14 protein-coding genes and 1 pseudogene are annotated in these 15961 nt (G+C 56.1%); 10 read left to right on the forward strand and 5 right to left on the reverse strand.

Annotated elements, in window-relative coordinates:
• Nucleotides 1-127 precede the first annotated feature (127 nt).
• Nucleotides 128-745: a 2-oxoglutarate and iron-dependent oxygenase domain-containing protein gene (locus NKJ08_RS35535; RefSeq protein ID WP_352785863.1), complete on the forward strand. Its 618-nt coding sequence runs from the start codon at nt 128-130 to the stop codon at nt 743-745.
• Here the strand turns inward: NKJ08_RS35535 and ectB are convergent.
• From ectB to NKJ08_RS35560, 5 genes and pseudogenes are all read right to left on the reverse strand, one after another.
• Nucleotides 676-2349: a diaminobutyrate--2-oxoglutarate transaminase gene (ectB, locus tag NKJ08_RS35540; RefSeq protein ID WP_502906379.1), complete on the reverse strand. Its 1674-nt coding sequence runs from the start codon at nt 2347-2349 to the stop codon at nt 676-678. The genes NKJ08_RS35535 and ectB overlap by 70 nt on opposite strands.
• Nucleotides 2329-3330: pseudogene (locus NKJ08_RS35545) on the reverse strand (ATP-grasp domain-containing protein); the annotation flags it as partial. The pseudogene NKJ08_RS35545 and the gene ectB, both read right to left, overlap by 21 nt.
• 38 nt (nt 3331-3368) lie before the next feature.
• Nucleotides 3369-3821, reverse strand: a complete 453-nt coding sequence (locus NKJ08_RS35550; protein WP_352785866.1) for a GNAT family N-acetyltransferase — start codon at nt 3819-3821, stop codon at nt 3369-3371.
• Nucleotides 3822-3989: 168 nt separating this feature from the next.
• Nucleotides 3990-4418, reverse strand: coding sequence for an aspartate 1-decarboxylase (panD, locus tag NKJ08_RS35555; RefSeq protein ID WP_352785869.1), 429 nt, complete (start codon nt 4416-4418; stop codon nt 3990-3992).
• A gap of 1101 nt (nt 4419-5519) precedes the next feature.
• Nucleotides 5520-6440 (reverse strand): LysR family transcriptional regulator, encoded by a 921-nt coding sequence (locus NKJ08_RS35560; protein WP_352785872.1) that lies wholly within the window; start codon nt 6438-6440, stop codon nt 5520-5522.
• An 89-nt stretch (nt 6441-6529) separates the two neighbouring features.
• On the opposite strand from NKJ08_RS35560, the gene NKJ08_RS35565 reads away from it, so the two are divergent.
• The 9 genes from NKJ08_RS35565 to NKJ08_RS35605 all read left to right on the forward strand — a co-directional run bounded on the left by NKJ08_RS35565 (nt 6530) and on the right by NKJ08_RS35605 (nt 15830).
• Nucleotides 6530-8011 (forward strand): amidase, encoded by a 1482-nt coding sequence (locus NKJ08_RS35565; protein ID WP_352785875.1) that lies wholly within the window; start codon nt 6530-6532, stop codon nt 8009-8011.
• Nucleotides 8008-8853 carry an ectoine/hydroxyectoine ABC transporter substrate-binding protein EhuB gene (gene ehuB, locus NKJ08_RS35570; RefSeq protein WP_352785878.1) on the forward strand — a complete coding sequence of 282 codons (846 nt, stop codon included), beginning with the start codon at nt 8008-8010 and terminating at the stop codon, nt 8851-8853. The genes NKJ08_RS35565 and ehuB overlap by 4 nt, the downstream gene beginning before the upstream one ends.
• A 143-nt stretch (nt 8854-8996) precedes the next feature.
• Nucleotides 8997-9782: an ectoine/hydroxyectoine ABC transporter ATP-binding protein EhuA gene (gene ehuA, locus NKJ08_RS35575; protein WP_352785881.1), complete on the forward strand. Its 786-nt coding sequence runs from the start codon at nt 8997-8999 to the stop codon at nt 9780-9782.
• Complete coding sequence (gene ehuC, locus NKJ08_RS35580; RefSeq protein WP_352785884.1) at nt 9783-10439, forward strand: ectoine/hydroxyectoine ABC transporter permease subunit EhuC; 657 nt, start codon at nt 9783-9785, stop codon at nt 10437-10439.
• A 1-nt stretch (nt 10440) separates the two neighbouring features.
• Nucleotides 10441-11124 (forward strand): ectoine/hydroxyectoine ABC transporter permease subunit EhuD, encoded by a 684-nt coding sequence (gene ehuD, locus NKJ08_RS35585; protein WP_352785887.1) that lies wholly within the window; start codon nt 10441-10443, stop codon nt 11122-11124.
• Between the two features lie 131 nt (nt 11125-11255).
• Entirely contained in the window at nt 11256-12425 is a 1170-nt protein-coding gene (locus NKJ08_RS35590) for a M24 family metallopeptidase (RefSeq protein WP_352785889.1), read from the forward strand.
• Nucleotides 12426-12489: 64 nt separating this feature from the next.
• On the forward strand, nt 12490-13227 hold the full coding sequence (locus NKJ08_RS35595) for an aspartate racemase/maleate isomerase family protein (protein WP_352785892.1): 738 nt from the start codon (nt 12490-12492) through the stop codon (nt 13225-13227).
• A 176-nt stretch (nt 13228-13403) separates the two neighbouring features.
• Nucleotides 13404-14585: a M20 family metallopeptidase gene (locus NKJ08_RS35600; protein ID WP_352785895.1), complete on the forward strand. Its 1182-nt coding sequence runs from the start codon at nt 13404-13406 to the stop codon at nt 14583-14585.
• A gap of 933 nt (nt 14586-15518) precedes the next feature.
• Nucleotides 15519-15830, forward strand: a complete 312-nt coding sequence (locus NKJ08_RS35605; protein WP_352785898.1) for a transposase — start codon at nt 15519-15521, stop codon at nt 15828-15830.
• Nucleotides 15831-15961: the final 131 nt, after the last annotated feature.

Here is a 15961-nt window from a genome sequence, read left to right on the forward strand (position 1 = left end):
AACGGCCATCCACAGAGCCAGATCGAGGAACTCATGCCCTGGCGATTCCGGAAAACATCAAGCCCAAACCCATAGGTGATCGGCGAGGCGCTTACCCTGAGGCCAACACACCAACGGAGGAGCAGCTATGACTACCCTACCGCAAATCTCGCTGGCAAAACTGGCAACCGATGCAACGCGACACGATGAGCGCGAGCGCCTACGCCTGGCCTGCGAGGAGCACGGGTTCTTCTACCTCGAGCACGGAATCCCGAAAGAACAGATCGCAGAAGCGATACAGGCCTCCCGGCGGTTTTTCGCGTTGCCCCAGTCAACAAAGGAACGCTACGGTCACTCCGCCCAAGACGTTTACCCCGCTACTGCCCGTGGATACAGTCCGTTGCTCGGCGAGGTGCTACATCCCGACGCCGGTCCCGATCCGAAGGAAATGTTCGACCTCGGGATCGAGAACGAAGACGACCGGCGTCCGTTTGCCGGACGCACACGCCTTCCAGATGACACGTTGGCGCCTGGTTTCGCTCAAAGCCTGCTTGCATTGCAGGCTACGGTGGGTCAACGAGGTTGTGCCGCAGCTCGGGATCGCGCTCGCCGACCTGCTCGATATGGAAGAGGGCTGGTTCCAACGCCATTTCAACCCGCCGACGGTCCTGCAACGCTCGGCGGTGCATTCACCTCTCAAGCCGCCGAGTTCAGCGTGCTGCGGATCACGGTGTCGACAGCGTCTTCGAGGATGTCGAGCCCTTGACTAAGCTGACTCTCCCCGATGACAAGGGGTGGCAGACACTTCACAACCTCGTCATGTGGACCAGCGGTCTCGACAATGAGACCCCTCTGGAAGGCGGTGCTGATGACCTGCCCGGCAATCTCACCAGACTTGAGATCGATGCCCCGCATCATGCCACGACCCTTGGCTGACACGCAGCTTGGGTCGTATTTCTGCGCGATCTTCTCAAGGCGGCTTTTCAGCAGATTGCCTTTCTCCCTGACGGACGCTGCAAAGCTATCCGTGCGCCAGAAGTGCTCGAGAGCTGCGCGCGCCGTGACAAAAGCATGGCAGTTTCCGCGGAACGTCCCGTTATGCTCTCCGGGCTCCCACTTGTCGAGTTGTCGATCAATAAGGACGAGGGCCATAGGCAGGCCATAGCCTGATATCGATTTGGCCATTGTGACGATGTCCGGACGAAGTCCCGCTTCTTCGAAACTGAAGAATGCATCAGTCCGGCCAATTCCCGCCTGAATGTCGTCCACGATCAGCAGAGCTCCGTGTCTGTGCGTAACGTTCGCTAGATTGCGCAGCCAGGCCGTTCTGGCGACATTCAGGCCGCCTTCGCCCTGAACTGTCTCGACAATCACTGCCGCCGGGGCGTCCACGCCGCTGGAGGGATCCGAGAGCAGGTGATCAAGGTAGTCTGCGGTGTCTACAGTGGACCCAAGATACCCGTCATAGGGTAGCCGTGTGACGCCGCCGAGCAGCTGGCCGGCGGCCGCGCGGTGGTATCGGCTGCCGGTGCAGGAGAGAGCGCCAAGGCTCACACCATGAAAGCCGTTGGTGAAGGCTATGATGTTGGCCCGACCAGTGATCTTGCGCGCTAGCTTGAGGGCAGCCTCGACCGCGTTGGCGCCGGTCGGACCCGGAAACTGTACGACGTAGTCTAATTGCCGGGGCTTGAGGATCGTCTCATGGAATTCTCGCAGAAAAGATTCCTTGGCTTCGTTATACAGATCGAGGCCATGGGTGATGCCGTCGCCCCCAATGTAGTCTGCGAGCGCGGACTTCAGCTCGGGGGGATTGTGCCCATAGTTTAGACTCGAGCAGCCCATGAGAAAGTCGAGATAGGCTGTCCCATCGCGCGCAAACAGCTCGGCCCCTCGTGCCGTCGCGAAAACGACGGGAAAGCTGCGGGCGTAGCTGCGAACTTCGGACTCATGATGGTGGAAAATCGCAAATTGGTCTCCGCCATCTGATGGATTGCGGTTATTCATCGTTGTATCATGGGAATGAGTCGCCGATTTCACGGTTACGCCGGACTTCGGAAATGAGGCCACCGACCATTTAATCAGATCTACGGCGCGCTGCAGTATATCCTCCGTCCGAGCGCGACTGGGTGAAGCAGCGACAATGTGTCCGATGGTGTCTCGGTAGTCGCCCTTCCTCATAATCATCGCCTTAGGTTCTACATCCAACTTGACCTCTACAACACCTGGCACGGCAGCCGCCTGACTATCACCGTCGATCCATTCCAGGGTGCCATCACCATCCGGCAATAGAAAGCGAGCGGCCGCGGTGTGCGAATGCCTTTTGCGCAAATCCGATTCTGCGCCGATGACAAGTTTGATGTGCTCAATCACGAGGTCGACGCCGTAAGCTAGGTGGACCAGTTGGGGCTCAAGCGCGCCGGCAATACGCGGATTGACTTCGATAACGACCGGACCATGCTTCGTCCACCGGAGTTCTATGTTTGATGGGCCCCAACCAAGGCCGAGAGATCGCAAGCAGCTTAAGGAAACATCGGAAATCTTAGCATATTCCCGATCCGTTACCGGGGCCGGAAACGCCGTCTGCCGAAAGACAAAGTGGGGCTCGGGGCCAAACTCAACAGCCACAATCCCTATAATCTCATTTGCCATTATCTCGACGCTATAAAACGGACCCTGTACAAAATCCTCGATCAATATCCTTGGTGTAGTATCGTTACCTTCGCTCAACATTCGCCGAAAATGTTTGACTAGTTCGCCAACGTCGCGGCACAATCGAACACCAATGCTACCGCTACCCACGGCGGGCTTGACAATCACCGGAAAACCGATCTCCGCAGCAGCACGTTTCACTTCTGTCTCATCCCTGGCTAAGCGATAAGCAGGTACTGGAATGCCCGCCGCCAAGAGAAGCTCACGTTGAACAAATTTGTCAGCGCAACGTTCAACGGACGTGGGATTCGGTCCCGGTAGACCGAAATGTTGGCAAAGTTTGCCAACTGTCGCATAGACCGACTCGTCACCGCCCGAAAACCCGGTGATGCCGACGATTTCATATGTCGCGCGTAACTGAGAACAAACCCCGATCAGCTTGTCGAGATTGCCAGTCTCTGCGCGAATCGCTTTGGTTCCTTCGGCCGCAAGATAGTCATATTGACCTGGATCAGCCGCAAGGGTAATGGGGTAAAGACCAAGACGCTCGGCCCCTCGAATGTACCTCAGGCCATTGCCTCTGGAATGACCTTCAATGAGGATGAGTGCTCTTTTGCCCATGGACATTTCCCCTTCGGTCTCAAATGGTCCGTGTGTTGCTGCTGATATTGTCGGCGTTAAACTGCCAATATTTTCTGCCATGTTACTATTGACTTCTGGATACGTGAAATCTGAACTCTTTAGGTCTCGTTGGCAGTATGATCCTGATCCGAAAATAGCTTTCGAAAAAAATGCCTTCCAGAACCCCGTGGGTAGTTGGGCAGATAACCAAAATTGTCATATCCAAGAGATTCATAGAATCCCGGCGCCTGGAACTGATAAGTGTCCAGCCACACGCCGACACATCCTCGTCGAAGCGCCATATCCTCTGCTTGTTCTATTAACTGCGATCCAATTCCTGTGCCTCTGTATTTCTGCGGAACGAATAACAACTCAACATGCATCCAGTCGTAATAGAATTTCGCCCAGAGGCCACCTATTGTGTGTTCTCTTTCTGGTTCCTTGATGAGTAGCGCAATGGGATCCGGTTTGTAGGGAATAGCCCTCGCAGCACTAAAGATTTCTAGGGCATCCGATATGGCCCTGCGGTCTAGGTCGGTCGGATGTTCTCTCGGTTCAATTAGCCAATCCATTTCGACTTGCTTCCTGTCCAATTAACGTATGTATGTCACAGTTCATGTGTCGCTTGAAGAGAACGGCATATACCAGTGCAACTCCATAGTGATTCCTTTTCGCAGAGATTGTCGATGTAGATTTGCGGTTGCACGAAGAGAAGCTGGATCATACATGCGCCACTTGGGCTAGAGTGCTGCTCTGGGGGAGCCATCGCGCACGGCGAACGTGATCGTCCCGTCCTCCTTAACCTCGGCTTCGTAGAACATACGATCACGGATCGAATTGTCGCTGTTGAACGTCAGCACTCGCGGCTTGATCTCTGCGATCTGATACTCCGGAATATATGCAGAAGAGCAAATAATTACTTCATCTCCAATCTGGCAGGTCCGAGCAGCAGCTCCGTTGAGTACGCAGCAACGAGAGCCGCTAATACCGTAGATGACATAGGTGCTTATTCGCGCGCCGGAATATTTGTTCCAGATGTCCACGAACTCCATAGGAAGAATGCCTGCCTCATTACAGAGAATGGGATCCAAAGTGATTGAGCCATGGTAATTAAGATCTGCCTCTGTGACAGAGAGCCCGTGAAGTTTTGCAACAACGACTTTTTTCATTGTACGTTCCTTTTTTGCTGCTGTGCTCGGTTTGTTCGAAACTTCGCAGGTTGCGTCATCCTACGAGGAGGTTTACGGCGGAAGGACTAAGCTATTGCGCTTCGCGGATGTGCCTCTCCCATGACATTTCTCGTTCAATTTTGTCGCAGCTCTGCCACATAACAAAGTTCCGTCAGTGGCTCAGCAGCCCCGCCTATAAACATGCAAACGTAATGCCAATCGGTTGGATGAGATGACGGACGAAAAGTTCCTAAAGGTTTCCCTGGCTTAGCCTTTAGCGCCCAAAGACTGCTCCACAAGTGACTGTCGCAGGCTCGACAAAGCATGTGCTGAACATACGCTGGATGCGCGCCCCGCTTTGCTCCTCGCCGATAGCTCCACGCCGGAACGCTACTAACGCAGACTATTCATGAGCCGTGGTGTTAGTGCGGGCTGAGCGTACGGTCATGCAGTGGTGAGGCGTCTTCGACAACTTCCCCACTGCGCATTGCGCAGCCCGCAAGCAGCGGGAGGATCGCTCGATCGCGGATATAGCGCGACTTGTCGGGCTCCCGTCGGCCATCACGCTGCACATCGGGCCGATCCGGGAAGTAAGGCAGGACTCCTGTCGTAGAGCTGAGGGCGGCAAATCGATTCGGCCAGGCTGTCTGCGCACACTTCCCCCTCTCCTGTGTAGGCGCAGAAGTCTGCTCACAGCCGAAGCTGCGTTGGCGACCGCTCTTCGGCGAGCGGTGCGTCATCATTGTAGTGCCCCGCCGGGTGGCCGGCATCAGTCGCCTCACGGCGGTGTAGGCGCCGTTCATAGCCGCGCTCACGGATGTCGCGCGTCAGGCGCACGGCCGAGAGGCAGGGGTAAGCTGTGATCCCGTTCGCGCAGAGAGTTGACAAATGGGCCGCTCGGCGAGGCCGCCAGCGCCGCCGCTTCACGGCTCTGACGTCCCCGTAGATGGCCGCGATATCCAACGTCGCCAAGAGCGTGACGGGTACGATCGCGCATGCTGGCCGGTCCTGCCGCCGGTAACGAAATAGTGGCCGCTGGGTTCGCCCCTCGATGATCATGGACCGATCGGACCTAACAACCCGTATCCGACGCCAGAAAAATTACCGTCTCGTTACCCGCTCCGTTTCAATTTCGTGGAAAAACATCTTTGCCACACTGGTGAAACGCCGTAGGAAAGGGGGCTTCGCTGGCCCATACCGATCAACGATTACCAACTGCGGCGCAGGTAGATCCTCGACTATGCGTTTGCGCGTCAAACGATCGCTGTCTGGACTTCCTCGACCGAGGGGCCGCATGTTGAGAATTGAAAAACCGAATCCGCAGGCGACTGCGGCCCGCACGGACTCATAGCTACGGGTTCTAAAACCCACTTTTGGCCGTTCTCCAACGATATCGAACAAGGTCAACAAGTATGCGGAAGTTTGCGGCAAGTCGAGAAGCACCAGAGGCAACCGCACGAGTTCGGTCAGGCTAACTTCAGCATGCTTGGCCAACTCACTCTCAACGTGCAACAGAGCATGCGGGGGAAAACGTGCCAAAATCGTGGCATCCCCAGGAAGCCCTGCACCTATGTCATAGGTGAGCACGGCGTCAACAGTATTGCCTTCCAGCCACCTTAGGAGTTGTGGCTGCTCGCCCTCGAACAACTGGACCTCAACCCCTTCCTGGTCGATGAAACGACGCAAAAGCTCGGGCATAAAGAGAGCCCCGAAAGGTTCGAAACAACCTAGCCGAACAATCATAGGCGTCTTGGGGCTGTGCCTCTCCATTGAGCGCGCGAATTCTGCTTCCGCCGCAAGCAGCAGGCGCGCTGAAGCTAAGAAGCGCTGACCCGCAGGCGTCGCGACAACGCCGCGTGAGGGGCGTCGCTCAAACAACCGAGCCCCCATCTCGATCTCAGCGGCGTCGACAGCCGACAAAATGGATGATTGCGAAATCCGGCAGGTGCGGGCCGCCGCAGCGATCGAGCCCAATTCTGCAACAGTCGCAACATAGCGGAGCTGGCGGAGTGACATATCCATAACTACATCCCATGCATCAAAGCGCACCAAATAATGCATTTTATAGAGTTTTGATTTTCTTGCATACTGCGCTCGCAGGGAGAGGAAACTTGGAATTGAAGACCGCGGGCAGTGGCATGAACTTGCCGGAGATAGGGGGGTCGGAACTTAATCGCTTCGACGTCCAAAGCCTCGCGGCAGCGTATCGAAATAAACAGCTTTCGCCTGTCGAAATAACCCAGGCGGCCCTCGCGCGAGCCACTGAAATACAAGGGTCGCTAAACCCGTTCACCTTCCTTGATCCGGAAAATGCCCTGGCGACGGCTCGCTCCGCCGAACGAAGATGGGCGAAAGGTGAGCCGCTCTCGCCGATAGATGGCATTCCCACTACACTGAAGGACATCGTTCATGTGCAGGGATGGACTGTTCGATATGGTAGCCGTACGACCGACCCAGCGCCCATGCATCGGGATGCTCCTTCTGTCGCTCGTTTGCGTAAGGCCGGCGCCGTCTTTATTGGCCAGACAACCACACCTGAGTTCGGCTGGAAAGCGGTAACTGACAGCCCTGCATTTGGGGTCACCCGCAACCCGTGGAACCCAACCCGCACACCTGGCGGCTCCTCGGGAGGAGCGGCCGTTGCGGCAGCCTGCGGGGCAGGCGTCTTGCACCTTGGCACCGACGGCGGGGGTTCAATTCGAATTCCCTCTTCATTCACTGGGATTGTAGGCCACAAGCCCACTTACGGGCGAGTCGCTGCCCATCCTTTAAGTTCATTTGGCACGGTAGCGCATATTGGACCAATGACGCGCACAGTGGCTGATGCTGTTGCAATGTTGGAAGTGGTGTCCGGGCGCGATTTGCGCGACTGGACCCAGCCCCCCATTAGGTATCCGAAGTTGAATGTGTCCCGTCTCGATTGGAAGGGAAAGCGCATCGGTTATTGGAAAGAACCTTGCGTCGGCTACGTTGAGCCTGCCGTGGCCGCGGCGATTGAAGGCGTCGTGAATGACCTTGAGGAAGCGGGCGCTATAGTCGCGGAGATACGCCTTCCGGAACAGGAAACTCTCCTCGAACTCTTCTACGCTCACTGGTATGTCGGAGCGGCAAACAGGTTAGCTTCGATCGATCCTGAGAAGTGGTCCACCCTCGACCCAGGTTTTCTTAACGCGGCCAGTGCGGGGCAAGGCTATACCGGCGTCGAACGCATGGCTGCGGAGATACGGCGCGCTAGGTTCGGAGCCGCCATGGACGCCTTGCTTGCGCAACATGACTTTATCATCTCGCCGACTGTCCCGGTGCTGCCATTCGAAGCCGGCCACGATACTCCGCCTGGAGGCGACCTACAAAGCTGGGTCTCGTGGTCTTCATTCAGCTTTCCGATCAATCTCAGCCAGCAGCCTGCTTCAACTGTGCCGTGCGGGCTGACCGAGGATGGATTGCCCATAGGCATGCAGATTATCGGCGCACGCGGGGAGGACAGCGACGTCTTAAGCGCTGCGCTATCGTACGAAGAGATGTATCCACATCGCTTCCTGAGTTGTAACCGAGCAAAACAGCCGTCTAATCGAGAAAAAGGGGAATGGCAATGACAAACGTACGCAAATGCTTTGCAGTCTCAATGCTGTCGTTATTTATCGCTGGGGCGACTAACGTTTCATATCGGAGCGCGTTAGCTCAAACGATTGATGAGGTGAAGGCGAACGGCGCAACGATCGCAATCGCCAATGATCCCCCCTTGATGACCATGAACGCAGACGGTTCTCCGGGCGGTTTGGGACCAGAAATGGATGCAGCTATTCTCGCGGAGGCGGGCATCACCAAGTACTCGGGTCAGGTCATGGAATATGGTGCGATGATCCCCGCACTGCAATCGAAACGCGCCACACTGTCTACGAGCGGGGCCCTCTACATCAAGCCTGAGCGTTGCGAGGCGGTCCTTTTCTCGGATCCGGTCTCGTGCAATGCCGAGGTCTTGATCGTGCCCGCCACGCTAGCCGACAAGGTGAAAACCTACAAGGACATTGCTGAGCAGGGTCTGACGATAGGCGTATGCGGTGGGTGTTATGAGCAGAAGTTGGCGCTGGCCGCTGGAGTGAAGGAGGACAAAATCGTTGTGTTCCCCGACGCGACCAGCGGCATTAAGCTTCTGACTGACAAACGCATCGATGTCTACGCTCACGACTCCTACACGGGGGCGGCGATGTTCAAAAGACTGAACCCCAAGGAAATGCGATTCGTCCGTCTGGACGACCTCAAATCCTGCGCGGCTGCCGGCTTCAACAAGGATAGCTCCGCCTTGCGCGACGCATACAATGATGGTCTTCGTAAGATTCGCGCCGATGGGAAATATATTGAGATATTGAAAAAGTACAATTTCGAAGAAGGCGCGCATGTCGAAAATGTAACCACGGAAAACCTCTGCGCCAAGTGAGGCGTTTCTTGACGAGAAAGGGACGCACCCCGAAAGCGGTGCTTCCCTTTCCAACAAGTGCGGCCACGATACCGACTGGCCGTCTATGAGCCCAAGGACCGACGTTCTCAGTCGATTGCGGGCCATTGCTTCCGGGAGCTGTCATGGCATCGCCTATGGTCCAATTCACCGACGTGCGCAAACTATACGGCGCGCATCCCGTTCTGACCGATCTAAGTTTCAGTGTGTCGCCTGGAGAGAAACTGGCGCTGATTGGCGCGTCAGGCTCGGGCAAGACCACAATCCTGCGCATCTTGATGACCCTTGAAGAAATTGAAGGCGGCAGTGTCGCCATCCAGGGCGCTCCACTGTGGAACCCTAGCATGGCGAAGCTAAGTACGCGGCAACGCGAAACTCAGCTCGACGAGATGCGCCGAAACATCGGCATGGTGTTTCAGCAATTTAATCTTTTTCCCCACATGACAGTCCTGCGCAACGTGACCCTGGCGCCGATCCTGACTCAAGGGCTTTCTCAGGCAGCCGCCAAGGTTTTGGCCATGGAACTGCTCGACATGGTGGGCATGGCGCACAAAGCAGACGCACTCCCTGCCGAACTGTCCGGTGGCCAGAAGCAACGTGTGGCGATAGCACGGGCGCTGGCACTGAAGCCAAAAGTCATGTTGTTCGATGAGGTCACCTCGGCGCTGGATCCCGAGCTTGTCGAGGAAGTTCTCAATGTGATGCGCAAACTGGCGGTCGAGACCGACATGACGATGCTGCTCGTGACCCACGAGATGAGTTTCGCCCGCGATTTTGCTGATCGCGTGCTCTTTCTGGACGGCGGGCGCATCGTAGAGGAAGGCCCACCCAAAGACATCTTCTCGAACCCGCAGCAAGAACGGACCAAGCAATTTCTTCACAAGATTGTGGCCGCGGGACTAAGTCTTTAGATGCCATCGTCTATTGAATTCTTGCCCATCATCCTCAGCGGAGCGATCTTAACCATAGAGCTCACGCTTATGGGAGGCCTCTTGGCGCTCGTCGTGGCTTTCGTGGTGGGTTTTGCACGCCTCGCGAACACTGTCTGGCTTCGGTTGCCGGCCAGGGTCTTTATGGAGTTTTTCCGAGGCAGCTCGATGCTTGTCCAGCTGTTCTGGGCCTATTTCGTGCTGCCTTTGGCGGGAGTGTCGCTGACTCCGTTTCAAGCAGGGGTGCTCATCCTGGGTCTTAATTCGGGTGCCTACATGTCGGAAATTGTCCGCGGCGCCATGCTGGCATTGCCACGTGAGCAGTTCGAGGCATGTATCGCGTTAAACCTGGGACGTTGGGAGCGGCTTAGATACGTGCTCTTGCCTCAAGCCTTGCGGCTGATGATCCCACCCTTCTCGAATAGCGCTGTTGAACTGCTGAAATCAACCTCCGTCGTCTCATTGATCTCGCTTTCGGACATGACTTTCCGCGCGCAGACCGTGCGTGCGCAAACGGGCGACGCGTCGGTACCGTTCACCACCATCCTAATCCTCTACTTCGTGCTGGCGACGATCCTGTCGTCGCTTTTTAGCGCCGTCGAACGACGACTCCGGCCCACTACAGGGCGAAGGACCTAACATGGAATGGGATTGGTCCTTTGCGCTGCAGATTACCCCGCTGCTAGCACAGGGCGTGAAGATAACAGTATACGCCAGTCTTTTGGCGTCTGCGCTCGCCATGTTGGCTGGGTTGGGGATTGCAATTCTGAGGCGCTCGGCCGGCCCTGTCATGGGATCGGTCGTTCGGTTCAGCATCGGCTTTGTGCGAGGCACTCCACTTCTGGTGCAGCTTTACTTCACGTTTTACGTCCTGCCCGATGTCGGTATTTACCTAAGCCCTCTCACAGCGGGAGTGATTACGCTAGGCATCCACTATTCGAGCTATACGTCCGAGGTATACCGGGCCGGTATCGACAATATTGATCGGGGCCTCTGGGAAGCGGCCAAAGCCCTGAACCTGACCCGACTACAGACCTGGCGGTACGTTATCGTGCCGCTGGCGGTACCCCCGATGTTGCCCGCGCTCGGGAATTATATTGTTGCGATGTTCAAGGAAACTCCGTTGCTCTCAGTGATTACCGTAATTGAACTGATGGGCGAGGCACGGATCATCGCCAACATTCACTATCGATACCTTGAGCCGATGACTATGGTGGGACTGTTTTTTCTAGCGGTCAGCGTACCCTCTGTCATCGCTCTTCACTATCTCGAGAAACACTACGGAGTAGAGCAGAAGCGCCACCGTAATATGCGTATATTTTGAAGGCACGCTTAGGTCATTGTCCCGGCGATATGTAGCGACATAGGGATCCTTCGTATTGTGTCTTCATAATTTTCCGGTCAGCATTGGGCCAGGTTGAATTGTTATCGATCCAAATTCCGAGGAGGCAGTACATGACGATATACAGGGGTCCGCAGGCGTTCCCACGAACAGAATATCTAGGCAGGCTGGCCGCGGTAAAAAAAGAGATGTCACGGCGCGACCTCGACGCGCTTGTCGTTACTTCCGCCAGCGACATTACCTATCTAACAGGCTATACAGCACTGTCAGGTTACGTGCCGCAAGGACTTGTGGTGCAGATCGCAGAGGAAGAACCGACGTTCATTCTGCGCCGTATGGATGCTCCGGCGGCCATCCATGAAACTTTTCTCGATCCCACGAAAATCATCGGCTATCCGGAGGCACTTGTCGGTAATCCTGATAAAGACGGCTACGATACAATTATCGACTTCTTGCTAGAGTCGGGCCTTGGAAACCGCGGGGTAGGGGTCGAAATCAGTAACCTTTTTTTTCAAACCGCGGAGAAATTCAAGAGCCGGTTGCCCAAGGCCAGGATAGTCGACTGCACCAAAGCAGTTGCCTGGATACGCCTCGTCAAGTCCGATCGTGAGATTGAAGTTATGCGCGAAGCGGCTGCGATTTCCGATGCAGCGATTCTGCGCGCGGCCGAGGTCATACGGCCAGGGGTGAGGGAGGCTGACGCGATCGCTGAAATTCTAGGCACGCTGGCGCGCGGCGCCAATGGCAAGCCCGGAACAATGATCCAACAGATTGGTTTGTGCTCCTCGCCGCGCACCGGCACCTGTCATATCCCGTGGAGTGAGGACGTTTTTCGTGATGGCTCGCAGATCAACCTTGAACTTGGCGGTGTGCGCTACGGCTATTGTGCCGGCATAATGCGCACATTTTCGATTGGCGCGCCATCTGACCGACTACGCCGAATCCACGATGCGGAGGTTGCAGGGCTTGAGGCTGCGCTTGAGACGATCCGGCCAGGATGTACCTGCAGCGATGTCGCCAACGCATTCTACCGTACAATTGAGAAGGCGGGTTTCAGAAAAGAGTCACGCTGCGGCTATGCCCACGGTATTGGTTGGCTGGAGCCAACCGCCAGTCTCAAAGACGGCGATATGACGGAACTGAAGGCCAACATGACGTTTCATCTGATGCTGGGAAATTGGATCGATGAGGATTTTGGATACGTTATCAGCGAGACCTTTCGGGTGACCGACACGGGAGCGGAAGTGTTGACCAGTGCGCCACGGCAAATCTTCCAGATCTAAGCCCCAGCGCCAGACGAGGGAGATCGTAGTTGTTTGGTCCAATTAATAACGAGGTTACGAGGCGATGAAAGGCATAGGCTTGATAACGCTCTCTACCGATCCGGTCGGAGAGCACTCCTTTAAGGCGGAGATGGCGAGTTATCCGGTACGAATTTTTACAACTCGCACCTCCTATGACGAGGCCGATCATCACGCTGGGGGCTTTATCCCGATACCTGATTGGCCTATTTTGCTGGCAACGCTACCGCCCGGTGATTTGGTGGACTTGATAGCGTTTGCGTGCACCTCCGCGACCATTGCGCTTGGAAATGAGACGCTTCTCAATCATCTTAGTTCCGCGCGGAGCGGCCTTCGCTATACGTCGCCAGGAATAGCATCAGTCACGATGATGCAACGGTTCGGCATCAAACGAATCGCGTTGCTCACTCCGTATGGCCCTACTCTGCACAATAAATTCGCGCCGTATTTTGCATCGCACGGCATCCAAGTGATCGCCGCGCATTCGCTGTCGCAGCCCATGAATCTTGTTACCGATGATGACATTGCCCGCGTGCCGATCGAGCGCATCCAATCCGAGCTGGAGGGGCTTTTGGATTCAACGGGTCCATTGGATGCGCTATTCGTCTCGTGCGCAGCCTTCTCGATCGGGCGACAAGACCTTGCGCGACTTGGAGATGTCCTGGGTCACCCAGTGCTGGGTAGCGTAAATTCGATGGCTTGGCATTCTCTGGATCTGCTTGGCGAACACAGTCGCCGCGACGAGTTAGCGGCGGAAATTGGTTTGCCGCGAAATGAGACCTAGGCGTCGTTCCAAAGACGATTAGGTGGAACGCGGATTGCCCTTCCGCTAATCTGCTGACGCTAGCCATCTGAGCGGGTGCCAAATAGCGGTCGAACTTTCGCGGGGGTTCATTCACCCTGCTCCGGAAACGATGAAAGTGATTTTGATCAGATGCGTGCCAGGAGGAGCGCAACAATATGAACCCTCGGATCAACAGTCTCCTTACCAGTTCCGAACATGAGGCGCTGCTAGAATTGCGCCACGCGTTGCATCGGGAGCCGGAACTATCGAACAACGAGTGGAAGACACAACAGCGTATCCGGGAAACATTGGAAAGATTCGGTCTTATCGGCGCGAAGGTGTTTCATGACACGGGGCTCTACATTGACATTGAGGGAACAGCTTCGGGACAGAGACGCTCGCTTGCAGTGCGGGGTGACATTGATGCTCTGCCGATAAGCGAGCATAGGGAGGATCTGCCTTATCGGTCTCGGGTAGAGGGGATGATGCACGCGTGCGGCCACGACATGCATGCTTCAATCGCCATGGGCGTTGCGTTGGCCTTTTACAGGTTACGGCACAATTTTGCCGGGAGGCTTCGCGTGGTGTTCCAGCCGGCTGAGGAAGCCGAGCCCCTTGGAGGACGGTCTGTTGTGGAAGCGGACTTGCTTGCCGGCTTCGATTGCGCCGTGGGCTTCCATGTCGATCCCTCCATGCCTCGTGGGAAATATGGTGCTCTTCCCGGTGCAGTCACCCAATCCGCAGACCAGTTCAGCGTAACTGTGACGGGTAGCTCCGCGCACGGAGCAACTCCGCACGCTGGCGTTGATGCCATCACGATCGCCGCTGCATTCATCAACGAGGTCCAAAAGATCGTGTCGCGGGAAATGCCTGTAGATGATAGATCAATCATCACCATAGGTACAATTCATGGAGGACACGCAACCAACATAATTTGTCCTTTGGTTGTGCTAGAAGGCACGATCAGGACAAGCAGTCCGGCACGCCGGGCTCAGCTATCCCAACGGGTGCGGGAAATCGCACAAGGTGTCGCGGCAATGCACCGCGGCAAAGCCAAGTGTGTTATATCTTCAGGTGAGCCTGCAGTGATAAACGACGCCAATATGGTCAACCGGTTTCGCAGCACGGTGCTGGAGGTGGCTGGGCCCGATGCCTTTTCGCAGGACATTTCGCGCAGCGGCAGCGATGATTTCGGCTTCTACGCTCAATGCATACCCTCCATCTATTTCTTGTTCGGCAGCGGCGAGCCCGGCAAGAACTCTGGCCTCCATACACCGACTTTCGCCGTTTCGGACGAAATTCTCATTCCCACAACTGAGCTAGCCATCACGTACTGTTTTGCCCTGCTCGAGGGATAAAAAAACCGTTTGGAAGCCAGATGTAGTGGATCGGGCGGCCGACGTGTTTCGCTGGAGCTTGAAAGCAATTGGCGACGTGCTTTCACCCCACCGAGACCGGCACTTTCTCTGGGATTAGGCGGCGCGCAGAGGATGCGCTGGTCGAGACCGGCGTCGTCCCGGCGCAGATCGAGCGCGGCACCAATTGTGAGCGTGGAGTCTTCATTGAAGCCGCTGGGCAGCAATTTCACAACAGCCCGCCTGCCCAGGATTTCAGAAGCATTTTCTTCCGGTCTTATGATCGGCGGTACGCTTTTGTTCCACCAGTATAAGCCATCGAAAAATTCGATTTCTGCAGCATCTGTGGGGCGCCCGCATACGGACGAACCCCAATAATTAACCAGCAAAGCGCACTTTGCTGCTAACCTTATCAAGGACGACTCGGGCTTAAACGCGTCGAACATACTAACGGGTAGGTGACCTCGCATAGCGCTCATTTTAGTCTCTATTCCTCGCCCATCGAACCGGGACAGCGTGTTGAGGCACCACACCTGCCAGCTCCAAGGACGCGCGGTAGATCGAAATGTCTCGTGCGCATCCCTTAGAAACGACGGCTTTCTGTCTGCGCGGCTGGTTGTTATGCTTCAAACGCCAATGTTAAGCCTGCGAGCGGGATCCGGTGCGAGCCTGCTGGGGAATGGCGACGCGATGGATATAGCGAGCGGCTGCAACTATTCATCGACGTGCACTTCATTTTTCCAGGCTGTAGGCAGCAACTTCTGATCATGCAAAACGCCAGCATTCCGCCTTGCTGTGCGCACGGCCAAGGCTACAAGGTATCCCCCCATTGCAGACCGTTGCAGAGGTAATGATTCCCCCTCCCGATGGGGTCGATAGTACGCGTCCGAGGAGGGCCGCCTTGCGGGCGAACGGAGGGTGTAGCTGACTGTCGGTATGGATATCGCTACTGACTGTCGCCAAGTCACTCGTCTCGAGATTGTTGACACTGGCCGCCGGCGCCGCTGGTCGGAGGGGGAGAAGCTGCGGATCGTCGAGGAGAGCTATTCGGCTCCGCGGCAGGCATCCGCGACAGCGCGGCGTCACGGGATTTCCACCCCACTGCTGTTTGCCTGGCGCAAGGCGCATCGCGAGGGTCGGCTTGGCGAAGGTGGCGTCTGCGGTTTCGTGCCAGCGATGATCGTACCGGAGCAGCCAGAGAAAGGTCCAGAACCGGCTGGTGCGTATTCCAATGATTCCGGACAGTGATTCCGAGACGAAACCGGACACCTATTCCGATAGAATGTGAGCGTGACGAGCACCCCATCTTGCCTGAGGGCTATGCACTGGGGAGATTTGCCGCCTGATTTGCGGCAGCGAGGAGCGCAGGCGCATGGAGT

Source organism: Mesorhizobium sp. M0244 (assembly GCF_040321795.1).
Lineage (GTDB): Bacteria > Pseudomonadota > Alphaproteobacteria > Rhizobiales > Rhizobiaceae > Mesorhizobium.